This is a genomic window from Streptomyces sp. NPDC004327, assembly GCF_042873935.1.
GTDB lineage: Bacteria > Actinomycetota > Actinomycetes > Streptomycetales > Streptomycetaceae > Streptomyces.
Map to the genome: position 1 here is coordinate 833,932 of NZ_JBIAME010000001.1, position 13,787 is coordinate 847,718.

A 13,787-nucleotide genomic window follows, 5' to 3' on the forward strand; every position below is an offset into this window, starting at 1 on the left:
CTGTGGGGCTCAGACCGCGCCCACGGGTTCGCACTCGGCCGCTGCTTCCGCCGCCGCCGACTCCTCCTGGCGGTGCTTCCCGGTGGCCTTGCGGCCGGGCAGCACGGCGATGACGATCAGGGTGCCGGCGCCCATGATGATCGCGCCGATGAGGCTGGTGTGCGCGATGGCGTGGGCGAAGGACTCGTGCACCGCCTCGATCAGGGTCTGAGCCTGCTGGGGGCCACCGCCCGGAGACTTGGCGATGTGCTCGGCGACCGCGAGGCCGCCGCCCACCGAGTCCTTGGCCGTGTCCATCGCCTCGGCCGGGAGGCGACCGCCGACCATGCCGGTCAGCTTGTCCTTGTAGGACGTCGCGAGGAGCGAGCCGAGCACGGCGATGCCCAGGGCGCAGCCGAGTTCCAGCGCCGTGTCGTTGGCGCCACCGCCGACGCCCAGCTCGGACTCGGGGAAGGAGCCCATGATGGTGTCGGTGGCCGGGGACAGGCTCAGGCCGATCGCGAAGCCGAGCATCAGCAGGGGCGTCAGGAAGTCCGAGTACGTTGAGCCCGACTCGATCTGCGTGAGCAGGAAGACGCCCGCCGTGCCGATCACCATGCCGGCGCCCACGACCGGCTTCACGCCCAGCTTCGGGGCCAGCTTGCCGGTGACCGCGGCGCCGACGAACACGGCTCCGGCCAGCGGCAGAAGGCGTATGCCGGTCTCCAGGGCGTTGTAGCCGAGAACGAACTGCAGGAACTGGGTGGAGTAGTAGATCGAACCGAAGGTGCCGAAGAAGAACAGCACCGCGAGCATCGAGCCGCTGAAGGGGCGCTCCTTGAACTTGCGCACGTTCAGCATCGGGTTCGGATGCTTCAACTCCCAGGCCACGAAGGCCGCCAGGCCGACAGCGGCGACGACGGCCGCGGTGATCGGGCCGGCGCCCCAACCGAAGTGCGGGCCCTCGATGGTCGCGTAGACCAGGCTGCCGATGAAGACGATCGAGAGCAGACCGCCGACGTAGTCGATCCGGCCCATGCCCTCCGCCTTGGACGGCGGCACCAGGAGCAGTGCGCCGATGACGCCGAGCACCGCGAGCGGGACGTTCATGAGGAAGGTGGAACCCCAGGCGTGCTCCTCCAGCAGCCAGCCGGCGGCCACCGGGCCGGCGGCGACCCCGTGGCTGTCGCCCTCGTACGACGGGGACTTCGACGTCGTACGGGAGACGCAGTACACCTTCCGGGCGCGGGTGGCCGACCGGTGGCGCAGCGGACGGTTCTTTCTCCTCGGCGACGCCGCCCACCTCACCCCGCCGTTCGTCGGGCAGGGGCTGTGCGCGGGCCTGCGTGATGCCCACAACCTCACCTGGAAGCTGGCCCGCGTCCTGGGCCAGGGCGGGGACGAGCGTCTCCTCGACACGTACGAGAGCGAGCGCAAGCCGCACGCACGGCATGTGATCCGGCTCGCGGTCGCCATGGGCTGGGCCATGACCGGCGGCCAGGACGGCGCCGCCGCACTGCGCCGCAGGATCCTGGCCGCCGCCTGCCGCATACCCGGCCTGACCGCGGCGGCGGGCCGCGACCTCAGCCCACCCCTGACCGCCGGGCCCCTCGTCCGGCGCCGTATGCGCAGGAGCCTCGTGGGCACCCATTGCCCGCAACCATGGGTGGTGGGACGCGACGGCCGGCGCAGCCGCCTCGACGGAGTACTCGGCGACACCTTCACCGTCCTGACCGCCGCCGAGCCCTGGCCCTCGCTGCGCGCCCTGGCCCACGGGCTCGGCGTCCCGGCGATCCCCGTGGCGGACCTCCGTGACGACGGAACCCTTACGCCCTGGCTGCGCGCCGGCCGGGCGGACGCCGTCCTGCTGCGTCCCGACCGCGTCGTCATGGACGTCGTCCCGGCCGGGGGTCACGACTTCACGGACACCGCCGCCTGGGCGTCCCTCCTGCACACCACGCGCACCCCCGACCCTTCCCCACGGACCGTAGAGAACAGCCTGCCGAGGAGCGCCACACGATGACCAGGCCGTACCCGGCACCCTTCACGACGCCAGATCCGCGGGCCGTCGCCGACAGCCGCATCATGCACTTCGCCCGCCACGCCGGCGTGGACGGCACCGACTACGCCGCTCTGCACCACTGGTCGGTCACCGACCTGGAAGGCTTCTGGGGCGCGGTGTGGGACTACTTCGACATCGACGCGGACACCCCGTACGAGCAGGTGCTCGCGGAGGAGCGGATGCCGGGCGCCCGCTGGTTCCCCGGCGCCACCCTCAACTACACCCACCACGCCCTGCGCAACCTCACCGACGACACCGTGGCGATCATCGCCCTCGACGAGACCGGCTCCGGATACGAGGTGACCGGCAAACGGCTGCGCGCCCAGGTCGCGTCCGTCGCCGCCACCCTGCGCGACCTGGGCGTCGGCAAGGGGGACCGGGTCGTCGGCTACCTGCCCAACACCCCGCACGCGATCGTCGCCTTCCTCGCCGCCGCGAGCCTGGGCGCCGTGTGGTCGGTCTGCGGGCAGGACTACGCCCCCAAGGCCGCCGCCGACCGATTCGCCCAGCTCGAACCCACCGTCCTGATCTCCGCCGACGGCTACCTCTTCAACGGCACCACCCACGACCGCCGAGACGCCACCCTCGAACTCACCTGTGCGCTGCCGACCTTGAAGGCCACCGTGCTCGTGGACCACGTGGGCCTGCCGTGGGCGCCACAGGCGTACCCGTCACCGGTGATGCCGTGGGAGGACGCCTCCACCCGCACCGAGGAACTCACCTGCACACCGGTGCCCTTCGACCACCCCCTGTGGGTCGTGTTCTCCTCGGGCACCACCGGCCTGCCCAAGGGCATCGTCCACGGCCACGGCGGCGTCCTGCTCGAACACCTCAAGACCCTCGGCCTCCACTCCGACCTCTGCCCCGGCGACCGCCTCCTGTGGTACACCACCACCCACTGGATGATGTGGAACCTGGTCGCCTCCACACTGCTCACCGGCGCCACGACGTGCACCTACGACGGCAGCCCGGCGCCCTTCGCCAAGCTCGACGTCCTGTGGGAGCTGGCCGCGAGCCACCGGGTGACCGTCTTCGGCACCAGCCCCCAGTACCTGCTGGGCATGGCCAAGTACGGCGTCGACCCCTCGGCGCACGACCTGTCGTCGATCCGCGTCGTCGGCTGCACCGGCTCCGCCCTGCCGGCCTCCGCCTACCCCTGGGTCCGCCACCACGTCGGCGACCACGTCCTGCTCGCTTCCACCAGCGGCGGCACGGACGTCGTCTCCGGCTTCGCCGGCAGCGCCCCCAACACGCCGGTCTGGGCTGGCGAGTTGTCAGCGCCCCACCTGGGCGTGGCCCTGGCCGCGTACGACGCCGAGGGCCTCCCGATCGTGGACCAGGTCGGGGAGCTGGTCGTCACCCGCCCGATGCCGTCCATGCCGCTGTACTTCTGGAACGACCCCGACGGCGCCCGCTACCGCGACGCCTATTTCTCCTCCCACCCCGGCGTGTGGCGCCACGGCGACTGGATCACCCTCACCTCCCACGGCTCCGTAATTGTCCACGGCCGCTCCGACAGCACGCTCAACCGCAACGGCGTACGCCTGGGCAGCGCCGACATCCACGACGTCGTCGAACGCCTCCCCGAGATCACCGAGGCCCTCGTCATCGGCGCGGAGGAACCCGACGGCGGCTACTGGATGCCGCTGTTCGTGGTCCTCGCCGCCGACGCGACCCTGGACGACCCGCTCCGCGAGAAGATCAAGGAGGCGATCCGGACCGGCGCCTCACCCCGCCACGTCCCCGACGAGATCCTGGAAGTCCCCGGCATCCCGCACACCCGCACCGGCAAGAAACTCGAAGTCCCCGTCAAACGCATCCTCCAGGGCGCCCCGGTCGAGCAGGTCGTCAACCCGGCAGCCGTGGACGCCCCCGACCTCATCGACCACTTCGCCCACCTGGGCGCCGAACGCCGGGGCCGGTCGGCATGACAGCCGCGCAGATCACCCTCGCCGTCGCTCTCACCCTGGTCTTCCTGCCACGTGCGCCGTTTCGCGTGGGGCCCGTCGATGCCTGAGGACTCACGGGTCTCCCACCGACCGCTAGAAGAAGCCGAGCTTCTTCGGGGAGTAGCTCTGGAGGATGTTCTTCGTCTGCTGGTAGTGCTCCAGCATCATCTTGTGGGTCTCCCGGCCGACCCCCGACTGCTTGTACCCGCCGAACGCCGCGTGCGCCGGATACGCGTGGTAGCAGTTCGTCCAGACGCGGCCCGCCTGGATCTCGCGGCCCGCGCGGTAGGCGGTGGTGGCGTCGCGGGTCCACACGCCGGCGCCGAGGCCGTAGAGGGTGTCGTTGGCGGTGCGGATGGCGTCGTCGAAGTCGGTGAAGGAGGTGACGGCGACGACGGGGCCGAAGATCTCCTCCTGGAAGATCCGCATGCGGTTGTCGCCCTCGAAGATGGTGGGCTGGACGTAGAAGCCGCCCGCCAACTCGCCGCCGTGCTCGACGCGCTGACCGCCCGTCAGGATCTTGGCACCCTCCTGCTGGCCGATCTCCAGGTAGGAGAGGATCTTGGCGAGCTGGTCGGAGGAGGCCTGGGCGCCGATCATGGTGTCGGTGTCCAGTGGGTGGCCGGGGACGATGGCCTCCGTGCGGGTGATCGCCGCCTGGAGGAAGTCGTGGTAGTGGCCGCGCTGGATCAGGGCCCGGGAGGGACAGGTGCACACCTCGCCCTGGTTGAGGGCGAACATGGTGAAGCCTTCGAGGGCCTTGTCGAGGAAGTCGTCGTCGGCCGCCGAGACGTCGTCGAAGAAGAGGTTGGGCGACTTGCCGCCCAGCTCGAGGGTGACCGGCTTGATGTTCTCCGCCGCGTATTTCATGATCAGCCGGCCCGTCGTCGTCTCGCCGGTGAAGGCGATCTTCGCGACCCGCGGGGAGGACGCGAGCGGCTTGCCGGCCTCCTCGCCGAAGCCGTTGACGATGTTGATCACACCGGGCGGCAGCAGGTCGGCGACCAGGCTCATCCAGTAGTGGACGGAGACCGGGGTCTGCTCGGCCGGCTTCAGGACGATCGCGTTGCCGGCGGCGAGCGCGGGCGCCAGCTTCCAGACCGCCATCAGGATCGGGAAGTTCCACGGGATGATCTGGGCGACCACGCCCAGCGGCTCGTGGAAGTGGTACGCGACGGTGTCGTCGTCGATCTGGCTGAGCGCGCCCTCCTGGGCGCGCAGCGCGCCCGCGAAGTAGCGGAAGTGGTCGATGGCGAGCGGGATGTCCGCGGCCAGCGTCTCGCGGACCGGCTTGCCGTTCTCCCAGCTCTCCGCGACCGCCAGCGCCTCCAGGTTCCGCTCCATCCGGTCCGCGATCCGCAGCAGCACCTGCGCCCGCTCGGCCGGCGCCGTACGGCCCCAGGCCGGCGCGGCCGCGTGCGCCGCGTCCAGCGCGCGCTCCACGTCCTCGGCGGTGCCGCGGGCCACCTCCGTGAACGGGCGGCCGTCGACGGGGCTCGGATTCTCGAAGTACCGGCCGCCCGCCGGGGCGACGTACTCACCGCCGATCCAGTGGTCGTAGCGCGCCGCGTACGACATGAGCGAACCCTCGGTACCGGGTGCGGCGAAACGGGTCATGGGCATGGCCTCCTCGGGGCGACGCGCAGTGCGACGTGCAGTGCGCCGTGCGATGCGACGTGCGATGCGATGTTCCGTGGGACGGGCGGGGCGGTCCGCGGTGTGACGTGCGACGCGAACCGTGGCGCGATGCGGTACCGCGTGCGCTGTCACGTGCGACGCGATCCGCGACGCCGCGGCCGTGCCGGCCCCGACCGGCCGTCAGCGGCGAGTGTGCGCCGCCGTACGTTGCAACCCCGTTGCGTCCGAGGCCAGTTCGGCGTCCAGGGCGGCGAGCCGTGCCCGTACCGCGGGGGCCTGCGCCGCCGGTACGGCCGAGGCGAGCGCCCGCCACACCGTCACGTCGTCCTCGCCCCACGCGCTGTACGCCCAGTCCGCGAGCAGCCCCGGATCGCCCCGGTCCACCAGCGCCGCCCGCAGCCGCCCGGCCAGCCGCTCCCGCAGCCGCACCACCCCCGGCGCGCACGACGACGGCAGCAGCGGACCCGCGTAACCGCCGAGCGCCGTCGACACCGCCCCCGATGCCAGCCGCCGGTCCACCACCGCGAAGTCCGCGTCCACCTCCCGCGTCAGCCGGTACGGACGGGAGGCGAGCAGCTCCGGGCCGAGCAGACCGCGCAGCCGGGACAGCTCCGCCCGCAGCGTCACCGGGGTGACCGACTCGTCCTCGTACAGCAGCGTGAGCAGCTCGTCCCCCGTCACGCCCTCCGGGCGCTGCGCCAGGAGCACCAGGATCTCGCTGTGCCGGCGGCTCAGCCGCAGCCGCCGCCCCGCCACGGACAGCAGCGCCTCGTCCCTGCCGAGCGCCGTGAGCAGCGGCCGGCCGGCCGCCGGGGCGGGGGAGACGAGCGCCAGCTGGGACTCGGCGGCCCGCGCCACAGCCTGCACGAACGCCAGGCTGTGCGGATGCGCGAGCCCGGCCCCGCCGGTGATGTCCACCGCCCCCAGCAGCCGCCCGCTGCGCGGATCGTGCACCGGCGCCGCCGCGCAGGTCCATGCCTGCACGGGCCGCCGGAAGTGCTCCGCCGCGCACACCTGCACCGGCCGGTCCAGCGCCATGGCCGTCCCCGGCGCGTTCGTCCCCGCCGCCGACTCCGACCAGCGCGCTCCGGCGACGAAGTTCATCCCGCGTGCCAGGCGCAACTTCCCCGGATGCCCCTCCACCCACAGCATCCGGCCCGCCGCGTCGCACACCGCCAGCAGATGCTCGCCGTCCCGCGCGTACGCGCCCATCAGCTCCCGGATCACCGGCATCGCCGCCGCCAGCGGATGCTCCTCCCGGTGCCCGGCCAGCTCCTCCTCGTCCAGCTCCACCCGCGCCGTGCCGTCCGGGCTCACCCGCGCCCGTGCCGAACGCCGCCAGGACTCGGCGACCAGCCGCCGGACCGGCGGAGAGTGCGGCGGGGCGGCCGGCGTGCCGCCCGCCGTGAACGCCTCGTGCGCCCGCCGCACCGCCGCTTCGTCCGTGTCCGCCCAGGTGTCGCCCCGTGTGTCGCCCACGCTCAACTCGGCCTCCCCGTCGAGGTCGTCCGCACCGTGGACGTCATCGTCGTGCCCGCGCGGCCCGCCGACAAGCGCCCGGACCGGCCCGCATATGCGGCCTGACCGGTACCCATCACCCGGACGTCACGTACAGTGGGACCGGGCCGTGACTGGCGCTTGAGGTGGATCACCACCGGGGAGCGGCCCGGCGGACGCGCGTACTCGGCTGGCCGGTGCACGTGTCCGTGTCGCAGCCGTGCGCCTGGGCGAACCACGTTCCTCGACGACGCCCAGGAGTGGCCCATGTCCACCAGCACCGCACGCCTCATGGACGGCACCGCGCTCGCCCGCCGCACGGTCGAGGAGACCGCGGCCCGCGCCGCCGAGATCACCCGCCGCACCGGCGTCACGCCCTGCCTCGCGACCGTCCTCGTCGGCGCCGACCCGGCCTCCGTCACGTACGTCAAGATGAAGCAGAACCGCTGCGCGAAGGCCGGAATCCGCTCCAAGCACGTCGAGCTGCCCGCCGAGACCACCACCGAGGAACTCGTCGCGGCGATCACCGCGCTCTCCGAGGACCCCGAGGTCCACGGCATCCTGCTCCAGCACCCGGTCGGCCCGCACATCGACGAGCGCGCCGCCTTCGAGGCCATCGCCCCGGAGAAGGACGTCGACGGCGTCACCATGGCCTCCTTCGCCGCCATGGGCTTCGGCCTCCCCGGCTTCGTCTCCTGCACCCCCGGCGGCATCATGCGGCTGCTCGACGAGTACGAGGTCGAGCTCAGCGGCAAGCGGGCCGTCGTCGTCGGCCGCAGCGCCATCCTCGGCAAGCCGGCCGGTCTGCTGCTCCTCGGCCGCGACGCCACCGTCACCTACTGCCACTCCCGCACCGCCGACCTCTCGGCCGCCGTCCGCGAGGCCGACATCCTGGTCGCCGCCGTCGGCAAGCCGCAGTTCATCAGGGGCGAGGACATCAAGCCCGGCGCCGTCGTCATCGACGCCGGCTACAACGAGGGCAACGTCGGCGACGTCGACTTCGACAGCGCCGCCGAGCGCGCCTCCCTCATCACCCCGGTCCCCGGCGGCGTCGGCCCGATGACCATCGCCGTGCTGCTCGCCCAGACCGTCGACGCGGCCGAGCGCCAGCTCGGGCTGTAGGTCTCGATGCCATGGGCCCCGGGTCTCGTCCGAGCGGCGGGATTGTCACGGTTCTGTACGGGCGGGGCCCAACTCGCCGGTATCGCTCGCCACATGGGCGCGCTCGGGTGAGGCTGATCCCCATGCTCCGCCCGCCGACGGAAACCCCGTCCCGCGACGCCCGGCCGCCCAGACGGCCGGGCGCCGTCGTCCTGCCGGTCGCCGCGCTCGCCACCATAGTGGCGCTCTCGGTGGCCCTGACCGCTCACGGCGGCGCCGCCGGGAACGGCCCGCACGGCGCGTCGCTCCCGGCCCACGACACCGCCGGGACGGGCTCCCCGGCCGACCCGGTCGCCCCGTCCGCCGGATCGACCGGCGGACATCCCTCGGCGCAGGCCGAGAGCCCCACGCCGCTGCCCATCCGAACCACCGGCCGCACGGCCGGGGGCCGGACCGAGGCCAAGGGCACCCAGGCGGCCACCGCCGGTGCCACCACCGGCAGCACCGCCGTGCCGAGCCCGTCCGGGACCACGGCCGAGCCCTCGCCCCGCCAGCGCGCCACGCCGCGCCCGCACGCGCGCACGCCGTACGACACGCTGCGCGTCGGCGACTGCTTCGACATCGCCCGCGACGCGCCCGGCACCGTCGTCCCCCGCGGCTGCGACACGCCCCACGACGCCGAGGTCGTCGCCCGTCCCCTCCTCACCGGCGACTACGCCGACGACCGCGCGGTACGGGACACGGCCGCCGCCCTCTGCCGGCCGCTCCTGCGCGCCAAGGCCGCCGATCAGCCGCTCGGCACCCGCTGGACCACCTTCGTCCAGTACCCGTACCGCACCAGCTACCTGCTCGGCGAGGACAGGATCGCCTGCAGCCTGGCCACGCCGTCGGGCACGGGCAGGAAGCTGACGACACACCTGCAGTGAGGGCGGGTGCGCGCGGGCGCATGGGCACGTCTCGGGGCGTACGGGCTGCGCGGGGGCGCAACTGTGGCCGTACGGCCCACGCGGGGGCGCCTGTGGCCGTACGGGCTGCGCCGGCGCGCCGCCCGCCGCTAGCTTTCCGCCCCCTCGGTCACGCCCGCCAGCGCCGCCGCCGGGTCGTGCTCCGCAGGACCCGCCGGGGCCCAGTGGCCGGACTCCTCGCGGTACGGCCACCAGCGGCCGTCCTCACCGAGTCGCAGCTGGAGTCCCGCGCCGAGAAGGGTCCAGCGGGCCGGCCCGGACGGGTGGAGCTCGGGGCGGTCGGCGGGATCCCAGGCTTCCAGGAGCCGGCTCCCGGCCCGGCGCAGGGCCTCGGGGTCCGGGGCCCACTCCTCCTCCAGGACCGCGAGACCGGCCGGGCCGCCGAGGCGCCAGGCGCGCACCGCGAGGTCGAGACCCGTCCGGGTGCGGCCCGATCCGGTGGCCAGCCGGGCCGCGATCCACGGCGCGGGGGAGCCCGCCGCCAGCCGCACCGCGTCCTGGTCCGGCGTCAGCGGCGGGTCGGCGAGCGAGACGGCACCGGAGAGCAGCCGGTGCGCCCGGGCCGCCGCGTCCGCAGCCAGGAACTCCAGCGCCGCCGGGTCCAGGCCCGGCTCCGGACCGGTCTCCGTGTCGAGCGAGGGCGGTTCGCCCGGCGCGCCGGCCGGGACCGGCGGCGCCGGCAGCGGCGGCAGGATGCCGCCCGCCGCGAACGCCTCCGCCGCCGACACGCCCGGACCGCCCGCCACGCCCGACCCACTCGCCACGCCGGAGCGTCCGCCCCGGGCCTCGTCGGATTCCGCCGTGGCCAGCGCCGCGCTGCGCTCCTGCAACGCCTCGATCAGCGCCCGCTCGCCGCGCCCCCGCATCAGCAGCAACACGAACGGGTCCTCGTCGAGCAGCCGCGCCACCTCGTAGCAGAGCGCCGCCGTGTGCGGGCAGTGGTCCCAGGCGTCGCAGCCGCACTCGGGCTCCAGGTCGCCGATGCCCGGCAGCAGTTCGAGCCCGGCCGCCGCCGCGTCCTCCACCAGGTGCGGCGGCATCTCGTGGTCCAGCAGGGCCGCGATGTGCCCCGCGCTGGCCACCGCCAGGTCGACGAGCCGGTCCCACTGCGCCTCGGAGAGCTCCTGGAGCAGCACGTCACCGCGGTACGCCGCGCCGTCCGGGTCCCGCACCACGGCCGTGATCCGGCCCGGCCGCACCGAGACCGCGCCCACCGCCCCGGCCCGGGCGTGTCGCCGCCCCGCCTTCAGCTGCCGGCCGTCGAGCGCCGTGTCCTCCAGCGCCTTGAGCCACGCCCGTCCCCACCAGGTGCGGGCGAAGGCGCCGCCCTGAACGCGCGGCAGCGCCGCGAAGGTCCGCGTCTCGTCCCCGTCCGCGCCGTACTCCCCGCCGTCCCCGGACCCGTCCCCGGCCCCGTCTCCGTACCCGCTCATCGTCCGTCCTCCCCGCGCAGCCGCACCAGTTCCGACAGCTCCGCGTCCGTCAGCTCCGTCAGGGCCGCCTCACCCGAGGCGAGCACCGAGTCGGCCAGCGCACGCTTGCGCTCCAGCATCCGCGCGATCCGGTCCTCGATCGTGCCCTCGGCGATCAGCCGGTGGACCTGCACCGGCTGGGTCTGCCCGATCCGGTACGCCCGGTCGGTGGCCTGCGCCTCCACGGCCGGGTTCCACCAGCGGTCGTAGTGCACGACGTGGCCGGCCCGGGTGAGGTTGAGGCCGGTGCCCGCCGCCTTCAGGGACAGCAGGAAGACCGGCACCTCGCCGTTCTGGAAGCGGGCGACCATCGCCTCCCGCTCGGCGACCGGCGTGCCGCCGTGCAGGAACTGCGTCGGCACGCCGCGCGCCGCCAGATGCGCCTCCAACAGCCGCGCCATCCGCACGTACTGCGTGAAGACCAGCACGCTCGCGTCCTCGGCGAGGATCGTGTCGAGGAGTTCGTCGAGCAGCTCCAGCTTCCCCGAGCGCCCCGCGATCCGGTCCCCGGAGCCGCCCGGCCGACCCTCCTTCGGGCCCTCTCGCGGGTCCTCCTTCAGATACTGCGCCGGGTGGTTGCAGATCTGCTTGAGGCCCGTGAGCAGCTTGACCACCAGACCGCGCCGCTCCATCCCGTCCGCCTCGGCGATCGCCGCCAGGGTCTCGCGCACCACCGCCTCGTACAGGCCCGCCTGTTCCTTCGTGAGCGGCACGGTCCGGTCGGTCTCCGTCTTCGGCGGCAGCTCGGGCGCGATGCCCGGGTCCGACTTGCGGCGCCGCAGCAGGAACGGCCGCACGAGCGCGGCGAGTCGCGCCGCCGCGCCCGGGTCGGTGCCGCCCTCGACGGCGGTGGCGTACCGCGTACGGAACGCGCCGAGGCCGCCGAGCAGCCCCGGGGTCGTCCAGTCGAGGATCGCCCACAGCTCGGAGAGGTTGTTCTCGACCGGTGTGCCCGACAGCGCCACCCGCGCCTTCGCGCCGATGGTGCGCAGCGCGCGGGCCGTCGCCGAGTACGGGTTCTTGACGTGCTGCGCCTCGTCGGCGACGACCAGACCCCACGCCTTGGCGCCGAGCCGGGGCGCGTCGAGCCGCATCGTGCCGTACGTGGTGAGCACGAACTCGCCGTCGGCGAGCCCCTCCAGGGAGCGCGACGCGCCGTGGAAGCGGCGCACGGGCGTGCCGGGCGCGAACTTCTCGATCTCGCGCTGCCAGTTGCCCATGAGCGAGGTCGGGCAGACCACGAGCGTCGGACCGGCCGCCGCCGGGTCGGTCTGCCGGTGCAGGTGCAGTGCGATCAGGGTGATGGTCTTGCCGAGGCCCATGTCGTCGGCGAGGCAGCCGCCGAGGCCGAGCGAGGTCATCCGGTGCAGCCAGCCGAGGCCGCGCAGCTGGTAGTCGCGCAGCGTCGCGGCGAGCGCGGCGGGCTGGGCGATGTCCCGTTCGCCGCCCTCCGGGTCGGCGAGCCGCGCCCGCAGCCGCTCCACCCAGCCGGTGGCCTGGACCTCGACCTGCCGGCCGTCGACCTCGGTGGTGCCGGTGAGCACGGCGCCGAGCGCGTCGACCGGGGTCAGCTTGCGGTCCTGCTGCGCCCGGGCGCGCCGCACCTCGTCTGGATCGACCACCACCCACTGGTCGCGCAGCCGCACCAGCGGCCGGCCGGCCTCGGCGAGCCGGTCGAGTTCCTCGCGGGTCAGCTCCTCGTCGCCGATCGCGAAACGCCAGTGGAAGGCGAGCAGGGCGTCGGCGGAGAGGAACGAGGGCAGCGCGTCGCCCCGGCCGTCGGCACCGATACCGGAGCCGCCCGGCGTGACCGACGTGCTCGGCCCGTCCTGCTCGTCCGGCGGGCCGATCACGGCCCGCGCCGTGAGCCGGAGCGCCAGGTCGCGCGGCCAGTGCACCCGTACGCCGGTGGCGGCGAGCGCGCGAGCGGCCGGCCCGAGCAGCTCCGCGACCTCCTCGTCGGCCAGTTCCATCGCGTCGGGCACCGCCGCCGAGAGCAGCGGCGACAACGGGGCCCAGGCCCGCGCCGCCCGCCGCAGCGCGAGCAGCGCGTCCAGCCGCGCCCGCGGTCCGAAGGCCGCGGCCGCCGGAGCCGTGCCGGCCCACACGTCCGCCGCGTCGGCGACGAGCCCGGGATCGGCCACGGCGTGCATCTGCAGCACGGCGCGGAACGACGGCGTGCCGGTGGTGCCGGAGAGGTCCGCGTCCACCAGTTCCACCCGCAGCGACAGCCGTACGCCCGCGTCATGGACGGCCGACACGTCCGCCGCCCAGGCCCGCTGGTGCGGCAGCGTCTCGGGCTCGTGGTGCTCGTCGGCCGCGAAGGCGGGTCCGCCGGCGGCGAGCGGAGCGGCGGGGGTTCGGGGGAGGGTGTCGGCGACGGCGTCCGCGAACGCCCGCAGCAGTCCCTCGGGTTCGGGGAGCAGCGGCCCGCCGTCCTCGTCCCGTTCCGGCAGGGGTACGGCATGTGCCGACGGCGGCATCGAGGCGGCCAGGTCGCGCAGTGCCGCCAGGTCCTCGGGCGCGAGCGGGCCGACGCGCCAGGCGTCGTGGTCGCGCGCGGTGAGGCCGGGGAGCAGCAGGCCGCGCGCGACGAGGTCCAGCGAGAAGAGCGCGGCCGCGCCCCAGAACGCCGCCGACGGGGAGGCGTTCTCGTCGCAGCGCGCGCGGGCGAGGACGGGAAGGGCCTCGCGTACGGACAGGAGGTGCGCCCGGACGGTCCGCGGCCGGATGTCGTCGTCGACGACGGTCAGCTCGGTGCCGGACTGGAGCGGGTCGGGGGACCAGAAGGCGATCCGGCCCGCGCGGTACGGATCGGCGGGCAGGAAGAGGACGGAGCAGCGGGCGAGTTCGGAGGTGGGGAGCGAGGCCGGGAGCGAGGTCAGGTGGGAGGTCGGGACCGAGGACGGGAGCGACTGCGACAACGCATTCCTCAAATTTGACTACTGGGTCGAGCGGCCGAGGATACTCAACTCCCCACTCCCGCGCACGCACGGGCGGCGTGATCCACGCCACACCCCGCTCGTGGGGTGGGGAAGGCCCCACCCCCGCCCCCGGGACGCCCCCCGACCCCGTCCGGGTGGTGACGCCATGGCCCGCGACGATCAACGATCCATAGGTTTGC

At 74.2% G+C, this 13,787-nt stretch carries 7 protein-coding genes, 2 pseudogenes and 1 riboswitch; of the genes and pseudogenes, 4 read left to right on the forward strand and 5 right to left on the reverse strand.

What is annotated here, in order from left to right; translation table 11 throughout:
* Positions 1–9 precede the first annotated feature (9 nt).
* Positions 10–1,155: pseudogene (locus ACFYU9_RS03540) on the reverse strand (MFS transporter); the annotation flags it as partial.
* Between the two features lies 1 nt (position 1,156).
* On the opposite strand from ACFYU9_RS03540, the pseudogene ACFYU9_RS03545 reads away from it, so the two are divergent.
* Positions 1,157–2,002 (forward strand): annotated as a pseudogene (locus tag ACFYU9_RS03545) (FAD-dependent monooxygenase); the annotation flags it as partial.
* Positions 1,999–3,972, forward strand: coding sequence for an acetoacetate--CoA ligase (locus tag ACFYU9_RS03550; protein ID WP_389341980.1), 1,974 nt, complete (start codon positions 1,999–2,001; stop codon positions 3,970–3,972). The pseudogene ACFYU9_RS03545 and the gene ACFYU9_RS03550, both read left to right, overlap by 4 nt.
* A 111-nt stretch (positions 3,973–4,083) precedes the next feature.
* Here the strand turns inward: ACFYU9_RS03550 and ACFYU9_RS03555 are convergent, their stop codons facing one another.
* Positions 4,084–5,607: an aldehyde dehydrogenase family protein gene (locus ACFYU9_RS03555; RefSeq protein ID WP_389218084.1), complete on the reverse strand. Its 1,524-nt coding sequence runs from the start codon at positions 5,605–5,607 to the stop codon at positions 4,084–4,086.
* 201 nt (positions 5,608–5,808) lie between these two features.
* Positions 5,809–7,107 (reverse strand): GAF domain-containing protein, encoded by a 1,299-nt coding sequence (locus tag ACFYU9_RS03560; RefSeq protein WP_389218087.1) that lies wholly within the window; start codon positions 7,105–7,107, stop codon positions 5,809–5,811.
* A 138-nt stretch (positions 7,108–7,245) separates the two neighbouring features.
* Positions 7,246–7,364, forward strand: a riboswitch (ZMP/ZTP riboswitch).
* Positions 7,365–7,392: 28 nt separating this feature from the next.
* Between ACFYU9_RS03560 and ACFYU9_RS03565 the strand changes: the two genes are divergently transcribed.
* Together ACFYU9_RS03565 and ACFYU9_RS03570 are read left to right on the forward strand one after the other, a co-directional pair.
* Positions 7,393–8,247: a bifunctional 5,10-methylenetetrahydrofolate dehydrogenase/5,10-methenyltetrahydrofolate cyclohydrolase gene (locus ACFYU9_RS03565; protein ID WP_389218090.1), complete on the forward strand. Its 855-nt coding sequence runs from the start codon at positions 7,393–7,395 to the stop codon at positions 8,245–8,247.
* 122 nt (positions 8,248–8,369) lie between these two features.
* Positions 8,370–9,152, forward strand: coding sequence for a hypothetical protein (locus tag ACFYU9_RS03570; protein ID WP_389218093.1), 783 nt, complete (start codon positions 8,370–8,372; stop codon positions 9,150–9,152).
* 128 nt (positions 9,153–9,280) lie between these two features.
* On the opposite strand, the gene ACFYU9_RS03575 is transcribed toward ACFYU9_RS03570, so the two are convergent.
* Positions 9,281–10,624, reverse strand: a complete 1,344-nt coding sequence (locus tag ACFYU9_RS03575) for an SWF or SNF family helicase (RefSeq protein WP_389341983.1) — start codon at positions 10,622–10,624, stop codon at positions 9,281–9,283.
* The gene (locus ACFYU9_RS03580; protein ID WP_389342974.1) at positions 10,621–13,548 is read right to left on the reverse strand and encodes a DEAD/DEAH box helicase; all 2,928 of its coding nucleotides are present in this window, start codon (positions 13,546–13,548) and stop codon (positions 10,621–10,623) included. The genes ACFYU9_RS03575 and ACFYU9_RS03580 overlap by 4 nt, the downstream gene beginning before the upstream one ends.
* Positions 13,549–13,787: the final 239 nt, after the last annotated feature.